General features: G+C 69.9%; 13 protein-coding genes, 1 tRNA gene and 1 rRNA gene. 12 read left to right on the top strand and 3 right to left on the bottom strand.

Annotation, left to right across the window (positions count from 1 at the left end):
* Nucleotides 1-95, top strand: a 5S ribosomal RNA gene (rrf, locus tag ACZ561_RS26010); the annotation flags it as partial.
* Nucleotides 96-99: 4 nt separating this feature from the next.
* Nucleotides 100-175, top strand: a tRNA-Thr gene (locus tag ACZ561_RS26005).
* A 104-nt stretch (nt 176-279) separates the two neighbouring features.
* Here the strand turns inward: ACZ561_RS26005 and ACZ561_RS26000 are convergent.
* Nucleotides 280-2,931 (bottom strand): SpoIIE family protein phosphatase, encoded by a 2,652-nt coding sequence (locus ACZ561_RS26000; RefSeq protein ID WP_470999321.1) that lies wholly within the window; start codon nt 2,929-2,931, stop codon nt 280-282.
* Between the two features lie 268 nt (nt 2,932-3,199).
* On the opposite strand from ACZ561_RS26000, the gene ACZ561_RS25995 reads away from it, so the two are divergent.
* The 10 genes from ACZ561_RS25995 (at nt 3,200) to ACZ561_RS25950 (ending at nt 18,198) form a co-directional block, all read left to right on the top strand.
* Nucleotides 3,200-8,701 (top strand): HAMP domain-containing protein, encoded by a 5,502-nt coding sequence (locus ACZ561_RS25995; protein ID WP_470999319.1) that lies wholly within the window; start codon nt 3,200-3,202, stop codon nt 8,699-8,701.
* 241 nt (nt 8,702-8,942) lie between these two features.
* The gene (locus tag ACZ561_RS25990; RefSeq protein WP_376439115.1) at nt 8,943-9,620 is read left to right on the top strand and encodes a response regulator; all 678 of its coding nucleotides are present in this window, start codon (nt 8,943-8,945) and stop codon (nt 9,618-9,620) included.
* A gap of 127 nt (nt 9,621-9,747) precedes the next feature.
* The gene (locus ACZ561_RS25985; RefSeq protein ID WP_470999316.1) at nt 9,748-12,537 is read left to right on the top strand and encodes a DNA translocase FtsK; all 2,790 of its coding nucleotides are present in this window, start codon (nt 9,748-9,750) and stop codon (nt 12,535-12,537) included.
* 288 nt (nt 12,538-12,825) lie between these two features.
* Complete coding sequence (locus ACZ561_RS25980) at nt 12,826-13,656, top strand: helix-turn-helix domain-containing protein (protein WP_470999314.1); 831 nt, start codon at nt 12,826-12,828, stop codon at nt 13,654-13,656.
* Nucleotides 13,657-13,729: 73 nt separating this feature from the next.
* Nucleotides 13,730-15,220: a 30S ribosomal protein S12 methylthiotransferase RimO gene (gene rimO / locus ACZ561_RS25975; RefSeq protein WP_470999312.1), complete on the top strand. Its 1,491-nt coding sequence runs from the start codon at nt 13,730-13,732 to the stop codon at nt 15,218-15,220.
* Nucleotides 15,217-16,122 carry a CDP-diacylglycerol--glycerol-3-phosphate 3-phosphatidyltransferase gene (gene pgsA, locus ACZ561_RS25970; RefSeq protein WP_470999310.1) on the top strand — a complete coding sequence of 302 codons (906 nt, stop codon included), beginning with the start codon at nt 15,217-15,219 and terminating at the stop codon, nt 16,120-16,122. Before rimO ends, pgsA begins: the two co-directional genes overlap by 4 nt.
* Complete coding sequence (locus tag ACZ561_RS25965) at nt 16,119-16,628, top strand: CinA family protein (RefSeq protein WP_470999308.1); 510 nt, start codon at nt 16,119-16,121, stop codon at nt 16,626-16,628. The genes pgsA and ACZ561_RS25965 overlap by 4 nt, the downstream gene beginning before the upstream one ends.
* Before the next feature lie 109 nt (nt 16,629-16,737).
* On the top strand, nt 16,738-17,124 hold the full coding sequence (locus tag ACZ561_RS25960) for a helix-turn-helix domain-containing protein (protein WP_352018529.1): 387 nt from the start codon (nt 16,738-16,740) through the stop codon (nt 17,122-17,124).
* A gap of 169 nt (nt 17,125-17,293) precedes the next feature.
* Nucleotides 17,294-17,770 (top strand): Dps family protein, encoded by a 477-nt coding sequence (locus tag ACZ561_RS25955; protein WP_470999306.1) that lies wholly within the window; start codon nt 17,294-17,296, stop codon nt 17,768-17,770.
* Between the two features lie 128 nt (nt 17,771-17,898).
* On the top strand, nt 17,899-18,198 hold the full coding sequence (locus ACZ561_RS25950; protein WP_470999304.1) for a hypothetical protein: 300 nt from the start codon (nt 17,899-17,901) through the stop codon (nt 18,196-18,198).
* Here the strand turns inward: ACZ561_RS25950 and ACZ561_RS25945 are convergent.
* Together ACZ561_RS25945 and ACZ561_RS25940 are read right to left on the bottom strand one after the other, a co-directional pair.
* A complete protein-coding gene (locus ACZ561_RS25945) occupies nt 18,146-18,910 on the bottom strand; it encodes an SDR family NAD(P)-dependent oxidoreductase (protein ID WP_470999302.1) in 765 nt (254 codons plus the stop codon). The two genes, ACZ561_RS25950 and ACZ561_RS25945, sit on opposite strands and share 53 nt — an antisense overlap.
* 32 nt (nt 18,911-18,942) lie before the next feature.
* Nucleotides 18,943-19,749 (bottom strand): Fpg/Nei family DNA glycosylase, encoded by an 807-nt coding sequence (locus ACZ561_RS25940; protein ID WP_470999300.1) that lies wholly within the window; start codon nt 19,747-19,749, stop codon nt 18,943-18,945.
* Between the last annotated feature and the right edge of the window lie 4 nt (nt 19,750-19,753).

The following is a 19,753-nucleotide window of genomic DNA, read 5'->3' as shown; positions in this document are numbered from 1 at the left end:
AAACGCCCGGTTACATTCCGAACCCGGAAGCTAAGCCTTTCAGCGCCGATGGTACTGCAGGGGGGACCCTGTGGGAGAGTAGGACGCCGCCGAACTCCCGCCCTTTTAGCTCAGTCGGTAGAGCGTCTCCATGGTAAGGAGAAGGTCAACGGTTCGATTCCGTTAAAGGGCTCCACTTAAAGAAGGCCCCCGCCTCATGGCGGGGGCCTTCTTTGTTTTGGGCCGACGATGCAAGGGGACGTGGGACCGCCCCGTTCGGGGCAGGCCCACGGTCAACGGTCAGTCGCCGTCGAAGGGCTCCGGGAGGCGCATCGCCAGGATGGCCATGTCGTCGGAGGCGGGCTCCTGGGCGAAGCGCTCGACCGCGCGCAGAATGCGGGCGGCGACCGCGCCGGCCGTGAGGCCCGTACACGTCTTCAGGACCTCGATCAGGCCGTCGTCGCCGAGCATCCGTGTGCCCTCGCGGCGTTCTGTGACGCCGTCGGTGACGCAGAGCAGGACGTCACCCGGGTCGAGCGTGATCGTCTGCTCGTACAGCTCCAGGTCGTCCAGAACGCCCAGGAGCGGCTGCGGATCGGCTGCCGGGACGACCGTGCCGTCCTGGCGCAGACGGAGCGGCAGTGGGTGCCCGGCGCAGACGACCTTCAGGATGGCCGAGCCGTCCTCCTGCGGCCACATCTCGCCGTACAGCAGCGTCAGGAAGCGGCTCCGGGCGCCCTCGTCGAGGATGGCGGCGTTGAGGCGCTCGAGGACCGCCGGGCCGCCGAAACCCTCGCGGGCCAGCAGGCGCAGGGCGTGCCGGGCCAGGCCCGTCACGGCCGCGGCCTCCGGGCCCGTACCGCAGACGTCGCCGATCGCGAAGCCGTAGGCGTTGTCGCGGATCGGGAAGAGGTCGTAGAAGTCTCCGCCGACCTCGTTGCCCTCGCCGGCCGCCCGGTAGATGACCTCGACCTCGACGCCGGGGATCTGGGGGAGACCAGGGGGCAGCAGGCTGCGCTGGAGGGACTGACTGATCGCCATACGCTCCGAGTAGAGGCGGGCGTTGTCGAGGGCGAGGGCCGCTCGGCGGGAGAGGTCCTCGGCCAGTTCCAGGATCTCCTGACGGAAGTGGTCGTCGGAGGGCTTCCCGAGGGTGAGCATTCCGATGACCCGGTTCCGGGCGACCAGTGGCAGGACCACGGTCTCGCCGCCGACCGCGGCCGCCGTGGCCAGCGTCGTATCGATGCCGGAGGACAAGGGGCCGCTGCCCTCGCCCAGTTCGCGGAGCGAAGTGGAGAGTGCGACCCGGTGCGCGGCCTCGGCCGGGGCTGCCCAGACACGGGCGCCCGGGGTGGGCACCGGGTCGGGCGGGGCGATGGACGACAGCAGGGCCTTCAGCCCGTCGATGCGGTCCTCGTCCTCGTGCAGGACATAGGAGAGATATGGCTCCGACACCTGGTCGGCGATCGTGTACACGGCGCACCAGGTGGCCAGGGTGGGGACCGTCATCTGGGCCATCAGGGCCAGGGTCTGGTCGCGGTCGAGGGTACCGGCCAGGAGGTCGGAGGCCTCGACGAGGAAGCTGAGGGAGCCGCGACGGAGCCGTTCGAGCTCGCCGAGGCGGGCCGATTCGACGGCGAGGGCGATGCGGTCGGCGGCGAACTGGAGGCGCAGGGCCTCCTCGTTGGAGTAGCGGTTCGAGCCTTCGGCTGCGACGCCGAGCGAACCGGTGAGGCGCCCCTCGACCTTGAGCGGGACCGTGACGACCGAGCGCATCCCGGTGCCTTCAAGGAGCGGGACGGCACCGGGTACGGCGGCCAGGTCCTCGTGGACGGCCGGCATCCGGGCGGAGCCGTAGCGGCTGGCGCCGGTCTCGACGGGGACGCGGGCGAACCGCTGGCGGGCGGAGGGGAGTCCGGTGGTGGCCCGTACCTCCAGCTCGGTCTCGTCGTCCGTGGCGAGCAGCAGGAAGGCGGCGTCGCCGTCGAGCATGTCGCGGGCGCGCTCCACCGTGCGCTGCAGGAGGCCGTCGAGGTCGTCCGGGGCGGGGGAGCCGATGAAGACCTCGAAGGGGTCCGCGGTGCGGCTCTCGGCGCCCGAGTCGGAGCCCGCGGGGCGCTGCGGGGTCTGGAGGACCGCGCGCTCGTACTCCCGTACGAGGAGGCAGACCGTGGACGGCTCGCCCTCGGCGTCGCGGACGCGCAGATGGGAGGCGTACACGGGGATGACGCGGCCGTCGGCGCAGCGGACGCCGTAGCTGCCTTCCCAGCGGGAGAGTCGGAGGGCCTCGGCGAGGCCGGTGCCGATGCCGGGGGTGTGCGGCCAGGCGGCGAAGTCGCCGAGCGGCTTGCCGGTGACCTGTTCGGAGCCGTAGCCGAAGAGTTCCTCGGCGTCCTCGTTCCAGGAGGTGATGGCGCCGCCGCGGTCGATCTGGGCGACGGCGACGCGGACGCGGGTGTCCGCGACCGGGAGGAGGGCGTCCGGGAGGACCGGGCCGGCGGAGCGGGTGCCGATCGAGCGCTCGGGCAGGTCGAGTTGGAACCAGACATGTTTGTGCGTGGGGGTGTACTCGACGCCCCAGCGGGTGGCGAGGGCGGCGCACAGGAGCAGGCCCCGGCCGTTCTCCCGGTCCGGGTGGGCGAGCGTGCGGCCGCCCTGCAGGGGGATCTCGCGCTCCGGGTAGTGGTCGGCGACCTCGACGCGGACGCCGTCGTCGCTGCGCAGGCACAGCACGTCGGCGGCGGTGCCTGCATGGATGACGGCGTTGGTGACGAGTTCGCTGGTGAGGACGACGGCGTCGTCGACGACCTCGGCGTACCCCCACCCCTGGAGGGTGTCCCGTACGAAGGCGCGGGCGGTCGCGACGGACCGCCCGACGGGGTCGAAGGTGGCAGCCGCCCGCGCGGTGATCACTGAACTCCTCGTACGCCTCTCGACGCCCGGCTCCGCCATGGTCGGTCTGTCCCTCCCGCTGCCCGGTGGTCGTCTTCGCGCCACCCCACCCCCGCCGGGCGGACCGGGGCGGTTGGACAGCCGGATGCCAGGTTACTTACCTTCGCTGTCCGACCGGATGCCGGTCACCACTGTTTCCGTCCCCCGAGGGCGGGGACGCTATGCGAAGTCGCCGAACTGTTATCGCCTGGTTCGGCTGCGGTGAAACACTGGGCAGGCTTGTGGTGACGGCCCGGGCAGTTCGGTCAACCCCTTCGGGAGGGACACGGTGGAGTCTGGCACGGCGGCGCGGCGCGGCGGCAACAGCGGCAGCGGCACGCGGGCGAAGGGCGGACGGTCCCGGAGTGGTGGGACGGTGCAGGTGGACGCGGCGGCCATGGACAGGCTGCTGGCCGCCTTGGTCTCGATGCGGGACGGGAACCTGCGCAAGCGGCTGACCGTGTCCGGCGACGGGGTCATGGCGGAGATCTGCGCCGTGTTCAACGAGGTCGCCGACCGGCAGATGCATCTGACCGGCGAGTTGTCCCGGGTGCGGCGCATGGTCGGGCGCGAGGGCAAGCTGTCCGAGCGTCTGGAGGCGGGGGCCAGCGAGGGTGCGTGGGCGGCGGCGATCGAGGCCGCGAACGCGCTGGTCGACGACATGACGCGGCCGGTCTCCGAGGTGGGGCGGGTGCTCTCGGCGGTGGCGGAGGGCGATCTGGACCAGCGGATGGACCTGCGTTCGGACGGGCCCGACGGGGCCGCGCGGCCGCTGCGCGGGGAGTTCCTGAAGGTCGCGCGGACCGTGAACAATCTGGTCGACCAGCTGTCGGCGTTCACTGACGAAGTGACAAGGGTCGCACTCGAGGTCGGTACCGAGGGCAAGCTGGGCGGTCAGGCTCAGGTGCGCGGTATGTCCGGTTCGTGGAAGGATCTCACGGATTCGGTCAACACCATGGCGTACCGGTTGACGGCGCAGGTGCGTGACATCGCTCTCGTGACGACGGCGGTCGCCAAGGGCGATCTGTCCCGAAAGGTCACGGCCCACGTGGCCGGCGAGATGCTGGAGCTGAAGAACACCGTCAACACGATGGTGGACCAGCTGTCGTCGTTCTCCTCCGAGGTGACCCGTGTCGCGCGTGAGGTGGGTACCGAGGGCGAGCTGGGTGGTCAGGCGGAGGTCGCGGGTGTCGCCGGTGTCTGGAAGGACCTGACCGACTCCGTCAACACGATGGCGGGAAATCTCACCAATCAGGTGAGGGGTATTGCTGAGGTGACCACGGCGGTCGCCAATGGTGACCTCTCGCAGAAGGTCACGGTGAGCGCGCGCGGTGAGGTCGCGCAACTCGCGGACACGATCAACCAGATGACCGAGACGCTGCGGACGTTCGCCGACGAGGTGACCCGGGTGTCCGGTGAGGTCGGTGCGCAGGGTCTGCTCGGTGGGCAGGCACAGGTGCCGGGTGCCGCGGGTACGTGGAAGGACCTGACCGACTCGGTCAACACCGTCTTCCGGAACATCACGACGCAGGTGCGTGACATCGCGCAGGTGACGACGGCGGTCGCCAACGGTGATCTGTCGCAGAAGGTCACCGTTGATGTGGCCGGCGAGATGCTGGAGCTGAAGAACACCGTCAACACGATGGTGGACCAGCTGTCGGCGTTCGGTTCGGAGGTGACCCGCGTCGCGCGTGAGGTCGGTGTCGAGGGTCTGCTCGGCGGTCAGGCGCAGGTGCCGGGTGCCGCGGGTACGTGGAAGGACCTCACCGACTCGGTGAACACGGCGTTCCGCAACCTGACGGGTCAGGTGCGTGACATCGCGCAGGTGACGACGGCGGTCGCCAACGGTGATCTGTCGCAGAAGGTCACCGTCGATGTCGCGGGCGAGATGCTGGAGCTGAAGAACACCGTCAACACGATGGTGTCGCAGCTGTCCTCCTTCGCCGACCAGGTGACGCGCATGGCGAGGGACGTGGGCACGGAGGGCCGCCTCGGCGGTCAGGCCCGTGTCGACGGAGTCTCCGGCACCTGGAAGGAGCTCACCGACTCCGTCAACTTCATGGCCGGCAATCTGACGTCCCAGGTGCGGCAGATCGCCCAGGTGACGACGGCGGTGGCCCGTGGTGATCTGTCGCAGAAGATCGACGTGGACGCGCGCGGCGAGATCCTGGAGCTGAAGAACACCATCAACACGATGGTCGACCAGCTGTCCGCCTTCGCGGAGCAGGTGACCAGGGTGGCCCGTGAGGTGGGTACGGACGGCCGGCTCGGCGGGCAGGCGCAGGTGCCGGGCGTCGCCGGTGTGTGGCGCGATCTGACCGACTCGGTGAACGGCATGGCCGGGAACCTCACCGCCCAGGTCCGCAACATCGCGCAGGTCGCCACGGCGGTGGCGCGCGGTGACCTGTCGCAGAAGATCGACGTGGACGCGCGCGGCGAGATCCTGGAGCTGAAGAACACCCTCAACACCATGGTCGACCAGCTCTCCAGCTTCGCCGAGCAGGTGACGCGGGTGGCCCGTGAGGTGGGTACGGAGGGCATCCTGGGCGGTCAGGCCGAGGTGCAGGGGGTCTCCGGCACCTGGAAGGACCTCACCCAGTCCGTGAACTTCATGGCGAACAACCTGACCTCGCAGGTGCGCAACATCGCCGAGGTCACGACGGCGGTCGCCAAGGGCGATCTGTCGAAGAAGATCACCGTCGACGCCAAGGGCGAGATCCTGGAGCTGGTGACGACCGTCAACACGATGGTCGACCAGCTGTCCAACTTCGCGGACGAGGTGACGCGAGTCGCCCGTGAGGTGGGTACGGAAGGCATCCTGGGCGGCCAGGCGCGGGTCCGCGGGGTCACCGGCACCTGGAAGGACCTGAGCGACAACGTCAATCTGATGGCCAACAACCTGACCAGTCAGGTGCGGAACATCTCCCGGGTCTCCGCGGCCGTCGCCAACGGCGATCTGACCAAGAAGGTGACGGTCGAGGCGCGTGGCGAGGTCGCCGAGCTCGCGGACACCGTCAACACGATGGTGACGACCCTGTCGTCGTTCGCGGACGAGGTGACGCGAGTCGCCCGCGAGGTGGGTACGGAAGGCGAGCTGGGCGGTCAGGCAAGGGTTCCGGGCGTCTCGGGCACCTGGAAGGACCTGACCGAGTCGGTGAACTCGATGGCGTCGAACCTGACCGGTCAGGTGCGCCAGATCGCGACGGTCACCACCGCCATCGCCAAGGGCGATCTCACCAAGAAGATCGACATCGACGCGCGCGGCGAGATCCAGGAGCTGAAGAACACCATCAACACGATGGTCGACCAGCTGTCCAACTTCGCCGAGGAGGTCACGCGTGTGGCCCGTGAGGTGGGTACGGACGGCCAGCTGGGCGGCCAGGCCCGGGTGAGGGATGTCGACGGCACCTGGCGGGACCTGACCGAGTCCGTGAACGAGATGGCCGGGAACCTGACCCGGCAGGTGCGCGCGATCGCGGCGGTCGCCACCGCAGTGACCCGCGGCGATCTCAACCTCAAGATCGACGGTGTGGACGCGGCGGGTGAGATCCAGGCCCTCCAGGACAACATCAACACCATGATCGCCAACCTGCGCGACACGACCCTCGCCAACGAGGAGCAGGACTGGCTGAAGGGCAACCTGGCGCGGATCTCCGGTCTGATGCAGGGCCGGCGGGATCTGGACGACGTCGCCTCGCTCATCATGAGCGAGCTGACGCCGGTCGTCTCCGCCCAGCACGGCGCCTTCTTCGTGGCGCTGCAGACCGGCTCCTCGACGGCCAGCGCCGAACTCGGCGGGCAGGGTGAGGGCTCGTACGAGCTGCGGATGCGTGGCAGTTACGGATACTCCGCCGGCTCCATGCCCACCTCCTTCCGGCCCGGCGAGACGCTCATCGGGACGGCCGCCGAGGAGAAGCGGACGATTCAGGTCAACGTGCCGCCGGGCTATCTGAAGATCTCCTCCGGTCTCGGCGAGGCGGCGCCGGCGCATGTGATCGTGCTCCCGGTCCTCTTCGAGGGGAAGGTCCTCGGCGTGATCGAGCTGGCCTCGTTCCAGCCGTTCACCCAGATCCAGCGGGACTTCCTCAACCAGCTCGCCGAGCTGATCGCGACGACCGTCAACACCATCAGCGTCAACACCAAGACCGAGGTGCTGCTGAAGCAGTCGCAGGAGCTGACCGAGCAGCTGCGGGAGCGCTCGGCCGAGCTGGAGCATCGGCAGAAGGAGCTCCAGGGCTCCAACGCGGAGCTGGAGGAGAAGGCGGAGCTGCTCGCCCGGCAGAACCGGGACATCGAGGTGAAGAACACCGAGATCGAGGAGGCCCGGCAGGTTCTGGAGGAGCGTGCCGAACAGCTCGCCGTCTCCATGCGGTACAAGTCGGAGTTCCTGGCCAACATGTCGCACGAGCTGCGTACGCCGCTCAACTCGCTGCTGATCCTGGCCAAGCTGCTCGCCGACAACGCGGACCACAACCTCTCGCCCAAGCAGGTCGAGTTCGCCGAGACCATCCACGGCGCCGGCTCCGACCTGCTTCAGCTGATCAACGACATCCTCGACCTGTCCAAGGTCGAGGCGGGCAAGATGGACGTCTCCCCGACCCGTATCGCGCTGGTCCAGCTCGTCGACTACGTCGAGGCGACGTTCCGGCCGTTGACCGCGGAGAAGGGGCTCGACTTCTCGGTCCGGGTCTCGCCCGAACTGCCCGCCACGCTCCACACCGACGAGCAGCGGCTCCTCCAGGTGCTGCGCAACCTGCTGTCCAACGCGGTGAAGTTCACCGACACGGGCGCGGTGGAGCTGGTCATCCGGCCGGCCGGGACGGACGTGCCGCAGTCGATCCGCGAGCAGCTGTTGGAGGCCGGTTCGCTGCGCGACCCGGAGGCCGAGCTGATCGCGTTCTCCGTGACGGACACCGGTATCGGGATCGCGGCGGGCAAGATGCGGGTGATCTTCGAGGCGTTCAAGCAGGCCGACGGGACGACCAGCCGCAAGTACGGCGGTACGGGTCTGGGGCTCTCCATCAGCCGTGAGATCGCGCGGCTGCTCGGTGGTGAGATCTACGCGGCGAGCGAGCCGGGCCGTGGCTCGACGTTCACCCTCTATCTGCCGCTGAGCCCGAGCGAGCTGCCGCCGCACGGGTACGGACAGGATCCGGGGTCGATCGACCCGCAGACGGGTCTGGAGGACGGTACGGGCGAGGGGGCGCAGTACGCGCCCGGGCCGATGGCGGCCGACCTGCGCTCCGGCGCGGGCGCGCTGTTCCGGCACCGGCGCAAGGCGGCGCCGAGCGGCGTGGACGCGCGGCCGGCGCTGCCGGGCCAGCCCGGCCGGGCCGGTCAGACCGAGCAGACGGCGGCCGACGAGCGGGCGGACTCCGAGCCGCGCCGCACGTTCTCCTTCGGCGGCGAGAAGGTGCTGATCGTCGACGACGACATCCGCAACGTCTTCGCCCTCACCAGCGTCCTGGAACAGCACGGCCTGGCGGTGCTGTACGCGGAGAACGGCCGCGAGGGCATCGAGGTCCTGGAGCAGCACGATGATGTGACGGTCGTTCTGATGGACATCATGATGCCCGAGATGGACGGCTATGCGACGACGACGGCGATCCGGCGGATGCCGCAGTTCGCGGGGCTGCCGATCATCGCGCTCACGGCGAAGGCGATGAAGGGCGACCGGGAGAAGGCGATCGAGTCGGGTGCCTCCGACTACGTCACCAAGCCCGTCGATCCCGATCACCTGCTCTCCGTGATGGAAGAGTGGATGCGCGGAAACGGAACCGGGGGTTGTTGACGGACTGTCGCCGAGGGCGTGTGAGAGCGCGCTATTCGGGGAACCTTCTGGTCTCTCACCGCGTTTCTGCTTCGTGCACAGTGACATCGCGGTGACAGGGTGTGGCGACAGGCGGGGTGCGGCTACCATGACCGGCACAAGGACGGACGGCGCATGGGAGTCGTCTTCTGGGGCGGCGCCCGGTGCTTCCCCCGGCTCGGCGAGTCGGGGAGAGCCGATGCCGGGGCGAGGAGGACGGGGCATGGTGCAGAAGGCCAAGATCCTCCTGGTCGATGACCGGCCGGAGAATCTGCTGGCGCTGGAGGCCATTCTCTCCGCGCTCGATCAGACGCTGGTGCGGGCATCGTCCGGGGAGGAAGCGCTCAAGGCGCTGCTGACCGACGATTTCGCGGTCATTCTGCTGGATGTCCAGATGCCCGGAATGGACGGATTCGAGACCGCCGCGCACATCAAGCGGCGCGAGCGGACCCGGGACATTCCGATCATCTTCCTCACCGCGATCAACCACGGCCCGCACCACACCTTCCGTGGCTACGCCGCGGGCGCGGTCGACTACATCTCCAAGCCGTTCGACCCGTGGGTGCTGCGCGCCAAGGTCTCGGTCTTCGTCGAGCTGTACATGAAGAACTGTCAGCTGCGCGAGCAGGCCGCGCTGCTCCGCCTCCAACTGGAGGGCGGCAGCGGCCACGGCGGCCACGCCAAGGAGTCGGCCGGGCTGCTCGCCGAACTCTCCGCCCGCCTCGCCGCGGTCGAGGAGCAGGCCGAAGCCCTGTCCAAACAGCTCGACGACGACTCCGCCGACGCGGCGGCCGTCGCCACCGCCGCCCATCTGGAGCGCAAGCTCACCGGGCTGCGGCGGGCGCTCGACGCGCTGGAGCCCGGCACCGGCGGGCCGCCCGTCCTTCCCTCGCAGAGCTGACGCACCATCAGCCATTCGGTGCCCGTGGTGAGCGGGCGTCAGTTTCGTGCCCAGGCAAGCACGACACGAACGGGTGAGCCCGGACACGCACGTGTCCCTCGCCGCTCACACCGGTAACCTCAGCATCATGGCCTCACGTACGTCCGGCAAAGGTTCCCAGGGCGCGGCGGGCACCGCGAAGCCGCGCGCCGGCCGTACGACTGGCGCTGCGAAGAAAGCGGCGCCCGCGAAGTCCCCTGCCAAGCCCCCCGCGAAGAAGACCGCGGCCAAGAAGGCCGCGCCGGCGAAGCGCGCGCCCACCAAGAAGACCGCGGCGAAGAAGGCGGCCCCCAAGCCCGCGCCGTCCCCGACCGGGGGCGTCTACCGGCTCGCCCGCGGACTGTGGCTCGGCCTCGCGCACGCGGTGGGAGCGATGTTCCGGGGCATAGGACGCGGAGCGAAGGGTCTCGACCCGGCGCACCGCAAGGACGGCATGGCGCTGCTGCTGCTCGGCGTCGCGCTGATCGTCGCCGCCGGGACCTGGTCCAATCTGCGCGGCCCGGTCGGCGACCTCGTCGAGATGCTCGTCACCGGCGCCTTCGGCCGCCTCGACCTGCTCGTGCCGCTGCTGGTCGGCGCCATCGGCATCCGGCTGATCCTCTACCCGGAGAAGCCCGAGGCCAACGGCCGGATCGTGATCGGCCTGTCCGCCCTCGTCCTCGGTGTGCTCGGACAGGTCCACATCGCCTGCGGCTCCCCGGGGCGCGGCGAGGGCACCGAGGCCATGCAGGACGCCGGCGGCCTGATCGGCTGGGCCGCGTCCAAGCCGCTCGTCTTCATGATGGGCGAGGTCCTCGCCGTACCCCTGCTGGTCCTGCTCACGATCTTCGGGCTCCTGGTCGTCACCGCAACCCCCGTCAACGCCATCCCGCAGCGGCTGCGCGCGCTCGGAGCCAGGCTCGGCGTCGTCGAGCCCGCGGACGACCCCGAGGCCGAGGAGACGTACGACGAGGACTGGCGCGAGGCCGCCCCGCAGCCCGCCGCCCGCTCCCGGCGCGGCGCCCCCGGACCCGCCCAGGTCTACGACGTGGACCGGGCCGAGGAGGAGGCGCTCACCCGGCGCAGCCGCCCGCGCCGCCCCTCGGTGCAGCCCGCCTTCGACCGTCCCATGGACGCGGTGGACGTGGCAGCCGCGGCGGCCGCCGCCCTCGACGGCGCCGTGCTCAACGGGATGCCGCCCTCGCCGCTGGTCGCCGACCTGACCCGGGACGTCACCGCCGAGCGGGCCGCCGCCCTGGCCGCGGCCGCCGCCGAAGCGGCCGGGGCTCCGCCCGCCGCCCCGGTGCCGACCGCCCGCGGCGAGAAGGCCGGGCGCATCCCCGGAGCCGTACCGGATCTGACCAAGCCGGCGCCCGAGCACACCGAGCTGCCTCCCCGGGCGGAGCAGCTGCAGCTCTCCGGGGACATCACCTACGCCCTCCCCTCGCTCGACCTGCTGGAGCGTGGTGGCCCGGGCAAGACGCGCAGCGCGGCGAACGACGCCGTGGTGGACTCGCTCTCCAACGTCTTCACCGAGTTCAAGGTCGACGCGGCTGTCACCGGATTCACCCGGGGGCCGACGGTCACGCGGTACGAGGTCGAGCTCGGTCCGGCCGTGAAGGTCGAGAAGATCACGGCCCTGACGAAGAACATCGCGTACGCCGTGGCCTCACCGGACGTCCGGATCATCTCGCCGATCCCCGGCAAGTCCGCGGTCGGCATCGAGATTCCGAACTCCGACCGGGAGATGGTCAACCTCGGCGACGTGCTGCGCCTGGCCGCGGCCGCGGAGGACGACCATCCGATGCTGGTCGCGCTCGGCAAGAACGTCGAGGGCGGCTACGAGATGGCCAACCTGGCGAAGATGCCGCACGTTCTGGTCGCCGGTGCCACCGGCTCCGGAAAGTCCTCGTGCATCAACTGCCTGATCACGTCGATCATGATAAGAGCGACCCCCGAGGACGTCCGGATGGTGCTCGTCGACCCCAAGCGGGTCGAGCTCACCGCGTACGAGGGCATCCCTCACCTGATCACGCCGATCATCACCAACCCCAAGCGGGCCGCCGAGGCCCTGCAGTGGGTCGTACGCGAGATGGACCTGCGCTACGACGACCTGGCCGCCTTCGGCTTCCGGCACATCGACGACTTCAACGAGGCCATCCGCAACGGCAAGGTCAAGCTGCCCGAGGGCAGCGAGCGTGAGCTCAAGACCTATCCCTACCTGCTGGTGATCGTGGATGAGCTGGCCGACCTGATGATGGTCGCGCCCCGGGACGTCGAGGACGCCATCGTCCGCATCACCCAGTTGGCCCGCGCCGCCGGCATCCATCTCGTGCTCGCCACCCAGCGGCCCTCGGTGGACGTCGTCACCGGTCTGATCAAGGCGAACGTGCCCTCGCGGCTCGCCTTCGCGACCTCCTCGCTCGCCGACAGCCGGGTCATCCTCGACCAGCCGGGCGCCGAGAAGCTCATCGGAAAGGGTGACGGTCTGTTCCTGCCGATGGGCGCGAACAAGCCCGTCCGGATGCAGGGTGCCTTCGTCACCGAGGCCGAGGTCGCGGCCGTCGTGCAGCACTGCAAGGACCAGATGGCGCCGGTCTTCCGGGACGACGTCACCGTCGGGACCAAGCAGAAGAAGGAGATCGACGAGGAGATCGGCGACGACCTGGACCTGCTGTGCCAGGCGGCCGAACTGGTCGTCTCCACGCAGTTCGGCTCGACCTCGATGCTCCAGCGCAAGCTGCGCGTCGGCTTCGCCAAGGCCGGGCGACTGATGGACCTGATGGAGTCGCGGAACATCGTCGGGCCGAGCGAGGGGTCCAAGGCGCGCGACGTGCTCGTCAAGCCGGATGAGCTGGACGGGGTACTGGCCGTCATTCGAGGGGAGTCCGGGGAGTGAGACCGCGGGAGTCCGGCACCCGATCGGCGGATGTTCCCGGCATGGTCCGCGGGGGAGTCGCGGGCCTGATCCGCGGGTGGGTCTCGCCATAACGAGACCTGGCCGAGACTCACTCGTAAGGGAACTTGGGCAACCGTTTCCCTTGGACGTTCGTCAAGTTGGAGGGAGGGACAGAACGATGTCCCAGCCTCATGGCGTACAAACTGCGTCCGCCCGGTTGCCCCACCCTTTCGTACCACCCATAGACTGAACATCCAGCAGGTGGTTACACGCTCGAAAGGCGCTCTCGTGTCCATCGGCAACTCCCCCGAATCCCCCGAAGACGACCGGAACTTCCCGGCAGACGACCGGGATTCGATCGGTCGTGCTCTCCAGCAGGCCCGGATCGCCGCCGGTCTCACCGTCGAAGAGGTCAGTGCCTCCACGCGCGTCCGTATCCCGATCGTTCACGCGATCGAGGAGGACGACTTCACGCGCTGCGGCGGCGATGTCTACGCCCGCGGTCACATTCGTACGCTCGCGCGTGCCGTGGGACTCGATCCCTCGGCTCTCATCGAGCAGTACGACGCCGACCACGGCGGCCGGCCCGCGCCCACCCCCGCCGCACCCCTCTTCGAGGCGGAACGCATCCGCCCCGAGCCGCGCCGTCCCAACTGGACCGCCGCCATGGTGGCCGCGATCGTCGCCGTCGTCGGTTTCGTCGGCTTCACGATGTTCAACGGGAACGACACGACGAACACCGGTGGCGCGGTGGCCGAGGGCCCGGCCCCCGACAAGAAGACCACCGCTCCCACCACGAAACCGACCAAGACCCCGAAGCCGGTCCCCACCGGCAGCGCCATCGCGGCGGTCCCGAAGGACAAGGTCACGGTCAAGCTCACCGCGGTCGACGACAAGAGCTGGATCTCGGCCAAGGCGAGCGACGGCAAGCTGCTCTTCGACGGGCTCCTCCTCAAGGGCGAGTCCAAGACCTTCCAGGACGACGAGCGCGTCGACCTGATCCTCGGCAACGCCGGCCCGATCGAGCTCTTCGTGAACGGCAAGAAGATCGAAGAGAAGTTCGAGTCGGGTGCCGTCGAGCGGCTCTCGTACACCAAGGGTGCCCCCGAGTCCGGATGAGGTTCCGGGCAGCCGTCGCGCAGGTGAACCCTGCGCGGCGGGGGTACGGCCAGGACGAAGTAGTCTTGAGCCCATGCCCGAACGCCGTACCGTCGCCCTTGTCACTCTTGGCTGCGCCCGTAACGAGGTGGACTCGGAGGAGCTCGCAGGCCGCTTGGCAGCGGACGGCTGGGAGCTCGTCGAGAACGCCGAGGACGCGGATGTAGCCGTCGTCAACACCTGTGGATTCGTCGAGGCCGCCAAGAAGGACTCCGTCGACGCCCTCCTCGAAGCCAATGATCTGAAGGATCACGGCAAGACCCAGGCCGTCGTCGCCGTCGGCTGCATGGCCGAGCGGTACGGCAAGGAGCTCGCCGAGGCGCTGCCCGAGGCCGACGGTGTGCTCGGCTTCGACGACTACGCCGACATCTCCGGCCGCCTCCAGACCATCCTCAGCGGTGGCAGTGTGGAGGCCCACACCCCGCGCGACCGGCGCAAGCTGCTTCCGCTGTCCCCGGTGGAGCGGCAGCAGGCCGCCGCCGAGGTCGCCCTCCCGGGCCACGGCGCCGTGGAGGAGCCCGAGAACGTGCCGACCGACCTCCCCGAGGGACTCGCCCCGGCCTCCGGCCCGCGCGCCCCGCTGCGGCGCCGGCTGGACCGCAGCCCCGTCGCCTCGGTGAAGCTCGCCTCCGGCTGCGACCGCCGCTGCTCCTTCTGCGCCATCCCGTCCTTCCGCGGCTCCTTCGTCTCGCGACGTCCCTCCGACGTCCTGAACGAGACGCGCTGGCTCGCCGAGCAGGGCGTGAAGGAGATCATGCTGGTCTCCGAGAACAACACCTCCTACGGCAAGGACCTGGGCGACATCCGCCTCCTGGAGAGCCTGCTGCCCGACCTCGCGGCCGTCGACGGCATCGAGCGGGTACGGGTCAGCTACCTCCAGCCCGCCGAGATGCGCCCCGGCCTCATCGACGTTCTGACGTCGACCGAGAAGGTCGCCCCGTACTTCGACCTGTCCTTCCAGCACAGCGCCCCCGACGTGCTCCGGGCCATGCGCCGCTTCGGCGATACCGACCGCTTCCTGGAGCTCCTGGGCACGATCCGTGACAAGGCCCCGACGGCCGGCGCCCGGTCCAACTTCATCGTCGGCTTCCCCGGCGAGACCGAGGCGGACTTCGCTGAGCTGGAACGCTTCATCACCCACGCCCGACTCGACGCCATCGGCGTCTTCGGCTACTCCGACGAGGACGGCACGGAAGCCGCCACGTACGAGCACAAGCTCGACCAGGAGGTCGTCGACGAGCGGCTCGCCCATCTCTCACGGCTCGCCGAGGAGCTCACCGCCCAGCGTGCGGAGGAGCGGATCGGAGAGACCCTGGAAGTACTCGTCGAATCGATCGACGAGGAGGACGGCGTGATCGGCCGTGCGGCCCACCAGGCGCCCGAGACGGACGGGCAGGTCGTCATCACCACGGACTCGGTCGACGGCCGGGATCTCGCTCCCGGCCGTATGGTCGTGGCGAAGGTCGTGGGAACGGAAGGCGTCGACCTGGTGGCCGAGTGTCTTTTTGAGGAGGCGGGCAGATGACCGGAGTCCCGGCATCCGCTTCGGGCGGGACCGGTAGGCCCGCGCCCGGCGGCAAGCTGGGGGTCCCCCCTCGCCCGCAGGGCGCAGGGGGAGCCAAGGCCGTCGACCAGGCGGGCCTCTGGAACATCGCGAACATCCTCACCATGATCCGCCTGGTACTCGTGCCGGCCTTCGTGGTGCTGCTGCTCCAGGACGGTGGGCACGACCCGGTCTGGCGTGCCTGGGCATGGGCCGCGTTCGCCGTCGCCATGATCACGGACGTCTTCGACGGCCATCTGGCGCGGACGTACAACCTGGTCACGGACTTCGGGAAGATCGCCGACCCGATCGCCGACAAGGCGATCATGGCCGCGGGGCTGATCTGTCTGTCGTCGCTCGGGGACCTGCCCTGGTGGGTGACGGCCGTGATTCTCGCGCGTGAGCTGGGCATCACGCTGATGCGGTTCTGGGTGATCCGGCACGGGGTCATCCCGGCCAGCCGCGGCGGCAAGATGAAGACGCTGGCGCAGGGCACGGCGGTCGGCATGTACGTGCTGGTGCTCACCGGTCCACTCGCCACCTTGCGCTTCTGGGTGATGGCGGTGGCCGTCGTGCTGACGGTCGTCACCGCTCTGGACTATGTACGAGAGGCGATCGTCCTGCGACGCAAGGGGCTGGCGGAACGCGCCGCGCAGTCCGGCGGAGGGGCGGTCGGCGGTTCGGGCGACAGTTCGGTCGGCGCGGGCGATGGGCCGGTCGCAGGGTCGGGCGACTCGGGTACCTCGGGCGGCGAGTCCGTCGGCGGGTCGGTCGGTGAGTCCGTTCCGGGGCAGCCCGCCACGGGGCCGGAGGCCGAGGCGCCCGAGGTTCCCGGGGGTTCCGGGGCGTCCGCGAAGGGACCGGCGGCGGGGTCGGCGCGATGAACGAAGCCGCCCGGGTGCTGGAACTGCTCGCGGAGCGTGGTCACACAGTGGCCGCCGCGGAGTCCCTCACGGGCGGCCTGGTGGCCGCGGAGCTCACGGGGGCACCCGGAGCATCGAAGAACTTCCGCGGGTCCGTCACCGCGTACGCCACGGCCCTCAAGCACGAACTCCTGGGGGTCGACAGGACCCTTCTGGCCGAGCGTGGAGCGGTCGATCCCGAGGTCGCGCTGCAGATGGCGGCCGGTGCGCGCCGGCGACTGGGCGCCGACTGGGGGATCGCGACGACCGGCGTCGCCGGGCCCGATCCGCAGGACGGACAGCCCGTCGGAACGGTGTACGTGGCCGTCGCGGGACCCGTCGGAGCCGGGAAAGTGGCCGCATTGCGGTTGAACGGCGGCCGTGCGGAAATCCGTAGAGAGAGTGTACGGAGCGTGCTGGAACTGCTCGGCGACGAACTCTCGGGAAATGCGCGGGCACAGGATACGGAACAGAACGGGGGGAATTGATGTTTGCAGCCCTGAGTGAACACGACATCGCTCCCCGCACGGCCGCAGCGCGAGGCGGTACGGTGGGGCGTGAAGGATGCGGCTACGCGGTCCGAGGAGGGAGCCACCGATGATTCTGCTCCGTCGCCTGTTGGGTGACGTGCTGCGTCGGCAGCGCCAGCGCCAGGGCCGTACTCTGCGCGAAGTCTCCTCGTCCGCCCGAGTTTCGCTCGGCTATCTCTCCGAGGTGGAGCGGGGGCAGAAGGAGGCTTCCTCCGAGCTGCTCTCCGCGATCTGCGACGCGCTTGACGTACGGATGTCCGAGCTCATGCGTGAAGTGAGCGACGAGCTGTCGCTGGCCGAACTGGCCGAGTCTGCAGCGGCGAGCGAACCGGTGCCCGCGCCGGTACGTCGCCCGATGCTCAATTCGGTGTCGGTGACGTCGGTGGCAGGTGTGCCCACCGAGCGGGTGACCATCAAGGCGCCCGCAGAAGCGGTGGACGTCGTCGCTGCCTGAACCGAAGTGGGCGAAAGCCCCGGATGGTGTCCTCCATTGGACGCCAGCCGGGGCTTTCGTCGTGTTTCGGGCGTCATCTTGTTGTTTTGCTCTTATTTATTCCGAGATGCCCGGTTTCATGGGTTCATGCCATGGTGGGGAGGAACGTACGACTGGTTGGAGATCCCGCATGTCTGTCGTCAAGAGCTCGCTGTCCGACGCCGACCTCAAGACGGTCGGCGGCGCCCTGCAGGGCGCGCTGGTCGACCTCGTCGATCTCGCCCTGGTGGCCAAGCAGGTGCACTGGAACGTGGTCGGGCCACGCTTCCGCTCCGTTCATCTGCAGCTCGACGAGGTCGTGGTCACCGCGCGTCAGCACTCCGACATCGTGGCGGAACGTGCCTCCGCGATCGGCGTGAACCCTGACGGGCGTTCCGCGACGGTCGCGTCGACGAGCGCGATCGGTACCGTGTCCGTCCCCGAGGGGTGGATCAAGGACGGGGACGCCGTCGGGATCCTGGTCGATGCGCTCGGTTCCGTGGTCGTACGGATGCGAGAGCGCATCAAGGTGACCGAGGACCCCGATCCGGTCACTCAGGACATCCTCATCGGTCTGACGGCCGACCTCGAGAAGCACGCGTGGATGTTCCAGGCGGAGAGCGCCTAGGCGTGGCGCGGGTGCCGAGCGGGCCGCGGGCGCCGCGCATGTCGTGCTGGGCGTGCGCCGGGTCTGCCTCCGGTGCGCCCTCCCGTCGTGCGATACGCCCGGTCTAGCGTCGACCGGAGGAGGCGGCCATGGAGCGGCGACGGGTTCCGCTGGTGACGCCCGCGTGGATCGCGGGCGGGCTGGTGGCCGGCGGGCTGTGGTGGTGGGCGGTGCTGCGACTGGTGCTGGTCCCGGAGCACTCGGGACTGGTGGAGGGGGCGGTCGCTGCCGGTGGCTGGGGGTTGAGTCTGCTGCCGGTGCACGTCGCGCCGTCAGCCGCCGCGGGCGGCACAGCACGCGACGGCGGGCCGGCGGAGCGCACGGGGGGCGCACCGGTCACCACGGCATCGCGACCCCGCCGTTGGGGCGGAGGATCTGACCCGTCGTGAACGACGCCGCGTCGGAGGCGAGGTGGAGGACCGCGTGCGCGATGTCCTCCGGCTCGCCCACCCGACCCAGGGGGGAGTGGCGGGCCATGGCCGTCTCCGCCTGCTGCTGCGCGGCCGGCTCGTGGCGGTCGGTCATGGGGGTTCGGATCCAGCCGGGGGCGATCGCGTTGACCCGGATGCCGTGCCGTCCGACCTCCGTGGCCAGGGTCTTGGTCAGCTGCACGACGGCGGCCTTCGTGACGCTGTAGCAGAGCAGGCCCGGGCTCGCGGTGTCCATCGCGCCCGAGGCCATCGTGACGATGGAGCCACGGGTCCCGCTCGCGATCATCGAGCCGGCCGCCTCCTGGCAGGCGTAGAGGACACCCTTGAAATTGACCCCGAGAACACGGTCCAGATCCTCGTCACGGGTCTCCAGGACCGTGCTGGTGTGCATGATTCCGGCGACGGCCGCCATCGTGTGCAGCGGGCCGGCGCTCGCGACGGCGGCGGCGAGGGCGGCGCGGTCGGTGACGTCGAGGATGTGCGTGTGTGCCGTGCCGCCCCGTTTCTCGACGAGATCCGCGGTTCCGCGGAGGCCGACTTCGTCGAGATCCGCGCAGTGGACGGTCGCGCCCGCCTCCGCGAGGAGCGCGGCGGTCGCGCGGCCGATCCCGCTCGCTGCGCCGGTGACGAACGCGGTGCGGCCGGTGAGGTCGTACGCCGTGAGGGCCATGACCGGACCGTACGACCGAATCTGACAGACCGTCAATTGATGTGCGGGGATTCCCCGGAGGGACCCTTCTGGCAGCCGGGGCACCAGTAGGTGACGCGCTCGCCGAGCTCGGCCCTGCGGATGGCGGCGCCGCAGCGCAGGCAGGGGTGGTGCTCGCGGCCGTAGACGTGGAGATGGTGCGCGGGCTGCCGGGTCGTGGTCGTGCGGCGGTCGGGGCGGTCCTTGTTCGCTTCGAGGAGGCGATGGGCGGTTGCCACGAGCCGCTCGGGGACGCCGGGCGGCAGTTCGCCGACCGGGAGCCAGGGGGTGACCGCGGCGAGGAAGGCCAGCTCCGACTTGTAGACGTTGCCGATGCCCGCCAGATTCCGCTGGTCCAGGAGGGCCTCGCCCAGGGTGCGGGTGGGGTCGGCGGTGAGCCTGCGGACAGCCTCCGTCGGGTCCCAGTCCGGGCCGAGGAGGTCGGGTCCGAGGTGGCCCACGACATCGTGCTCGTCGGTGGTGCGGATCAGTTCGAGCACGGGGAGGCGGTAGCCGACCGCGGTGTGCTCCTCGTTGCCGAGGATCGCCCGGATCTGGTGGGCGGGGCCGCCGCGCCAGCGCTCACCAGTAGCGAACACTCGCCATGAGCCCTCCATCCGTAGATGCGAGTGGAGGGTCAGGCCGCCGTCGAAGCGGGTGAGCAGGTGCTTGCCGCGTGGCGTCACATCCAGGACCGCACGGCCGGTCAGATCGGCGGTGGCGAAACGGGGCACGCGCAGATCCGACCGGGTCAGGACGCGTCCGGCGAGCGCGGAGTGCAGTCGGCGGGCTGTCTGCCAGACGGTGTCTCCTTCGGGCATGACT

This window comes from Streptomyces sp. NPDC039609, assembly GCF_055596705.1.
Note: the sequence above shows the minus strand (reverse complement) of the source record. Positions and strands in the feature narration are given on the sequence as shown.

Coding starts and splice junctions, on each gene's coding strand:
- ACZ561_RS26000 (WP_470999321.1), bottom strand. CDS start 2,931: ATGGCGGAGCCGGGCGTCGAGAGGCGTACGAGGAGTTCAGTGATCACC.
- ACZ561_RS25990 (WP_376439115.1), top strand. CDS start 8,943: ATGGTGCAGAAGGCCAAGATCCTCCTGGTCGATGACCGGCCGGAGAAT.
- ACZ561_RS25985 (WP_470999316.1), top strand. CDS start 9,748: ATGGCCTCACGTACGTCCGGCAAAGGTTCCCAGGGCGCGGCGGGCACC.
- rimO (WP_470999312.1), top strand. CDS start 13,730: ATGCCCGAACGCCGTACCGTCGCCCTTGTCACTCTTGGCTGCGCCCGT.
- pgsA (WP_470999310.1), top strand. CDS start 15,217: ATGACCGGAGTCCCGGCATCCGCTTCGGGCGGGACCGGTAGGCCCGCG.
- ACZ561_RS25965 (WP_470999308.1), top strand. CDS start 16,119: ATGAACGAAGCCGCCCGGGTGCTGGAACTGCTCGCGGAGCGTGGTCAC.
- ACZ561_RS25960 (WP_352018529.1), top strand. CDS start 16,738: ATGATTCTGCTCCGTCGCCTGTTGGGTGACGTGCTGCGTCGGCAGCGC.
- ACZ561_RS25955 (WP_470999306.1), top strand. CDS start 17,294: ATGTCTGTCGTCAAGAGCTCGCTGTCCGACGCCGACCTCAAGACGGTC.
- ACZ561_RS25950 (WP_470999304.1), top strand. CDS start 17,899: ATGGAGCGGCGACGGGTTCCGCTGGTGACGCCCGCGTGGATCGCGGGC.
- ACZ561_RS25945 (WP_470999302.1), bottom strand. CDS start 18,910: ATGGCCCTCACGGCGTACGACCTCACCGGCCGCACCGCGTTCGTCACC.
- ACZ561_RS25940 (WP_470999300.1), bottom strand. CDS start 19,749: ATGCCCGAAGGAGACACCGTCTGGCAGACAGCCCGCCGACTGCACTCC.